Source organism: uncultured Nitrospira sp., assembly GCA_902500695.1.
In the GTDB taxonomy this organism is placed as follows: Bacteria; Nitrospirota; Nitrospiria; order Nitrospirales; family UBA8639; genus Nitrospira_E.
Genome location: CABVRQ010000020.1, coordinates 53,777 through 55,281, shown reverse-complemented (window position 1 = coordinate 55,281; position 1,505 = coordinate 53,777). Strand labels below are relative to the sequence as shown.

The window sequence follows — 1,505 nt, the reverse complement described above, 5'->3', positions numbered from 1 at the left end:
ACAGACGAGACACTTCAGGACCTGAAAGAGACCGTTCGCCGCGAAGGCGCACATCTCGGCCTGGCGACGGACGGAGATGGAGGCCGGTTTGGCATTGTGGATGCCGACGGCTCTTTCATTCAAGCCAACTATATTTTGGCCGCCTTGTTGGATTATCTCATTCGCAGTCGGCAATGGTCTGGTGGAGTCGCCCGGTCGGTCGCCACGACCCATCTCATTGATGCCGTGGCGGCACACCATGGACTCACCGTTCACGAAACCCCGGTCGGATTCAAATACATCGGCGAATTGCTCGCCAAGGGAGAAGTGGTTTTTGGTGGAGAAGAAAGCGCCGGGATGTCCATCAAAGGCCACGTGCCGGAAACAGATGGGATATTGGCCGGAGCGTTGGTCGCAGAGATGGTGGCCTTTACCGGACAGACTATTCAGGAATTACTGAAAGATCTCTTTGCGCGAGTCGGGGCCGCATTCACGGCACGACAGGACCTGCCCCTCAACGAAAACCTCAGGGCGCAGGTCAAGCAGGTGCTTGAACATCCACCTTCTGTATTTGGGGAAACAGAGGTCATCCATGTGAATAAACTGGATGGCTGCAAACTCATCCTGGCGGATGACGCATGGTATCTTATTCGACTATCAGGGACCGAATCCATCGTCCGATGCTATGGTGAAGCCAAAACTCCTGAGCGACTCAACGCAATCATGAACGCAGGCAAAGAACTGCTTCATCTTCCCGTCAAGTAAGTACTTCAAAATTATTTCTTTTTTCGTCTTTCGAATTAGCCATTTTCGCCTCAGGCCTTCTGGATGAGGTGCGCTTATACGGAGAGCGAATCATTTGAAACACCAGCCAGCCAGCCCACCTCAAGAAGCGGTGGACCAAGGTAAGAGGACAACAAAGAGCTAGATTTTTGGTGAAAATGCAACAAGCGTGAGGCTTAAAGAAAAACCCAGGGCAGGATAAGAAAGATGTCATTCGGGGGTGGACAGAATGTCCACCCCCATGACTCTCATGAGAACTTGACTTCAGACAGCAGTCAATAGCATCGCTTTTTCAGCCTTTTTGGCCGTGGCCTTGGCATTGCGGGCCAACCGTTTTTCTTCAACTTTATCCAGTTCATGCTCTATGGCCTGAAAGGCGGAGCGAATGGCTTCTTCAAAGGTTTTCGATTCTTTTCTGGCGGTAACCGTTCGACGCCGGGGAAGCGTCACGACAACTAGCGCCTCCGCGTTATCGGCACCTTTTTTATGATGGGCATTTTTAGTAAGGGTGACACGGGCATGTATGATGCGAATAGTATCCGTCTGCAACGCCTCAGTCCGTCGCTCAATTTCCGCTTTCCACCGAGGGGTCATGCCAACATTCCGGCTCTCAATTTTTAGATCAAGCGTGTGTTCATCCATAGACTCTCCTTCTTTGGCAGTTCGTTGAATCTGTGAAGCACCCAACACGTTCCGGCCTGTTTGTCCGATGCCGCAATCCTGAGTCAACCCTCCTTTTCTTT

The 1,505-nt window shown here is 51.6% G+C and carries 1 protein-coding gene and 1 pseudogene; one reads left to right on the top strand and one right to left on the bottom strand.

Features of this window, described 5'->3' with window-relative positions; translation table 11 throughout:
* Nucleotides 1-744, top strand: a pseudogene (locus AAH187_RS07415) (hypothetical protein); the annotation flags it as partial.
* 282 nt (nucleotides 745-1,026) lie between these two features.
* Here AAH187_RS07415 and AAH187_RS07410 read toward each other — a convergent pair.
* The coding region (locus tag AAH187_RS07410) for an HPF/RaiA family ribosome-associated protein (protein ID WP_342347807.1) at nucleotides 1,027-1,505 on the bottom strand (479 nt) is incomplete at its 5' end.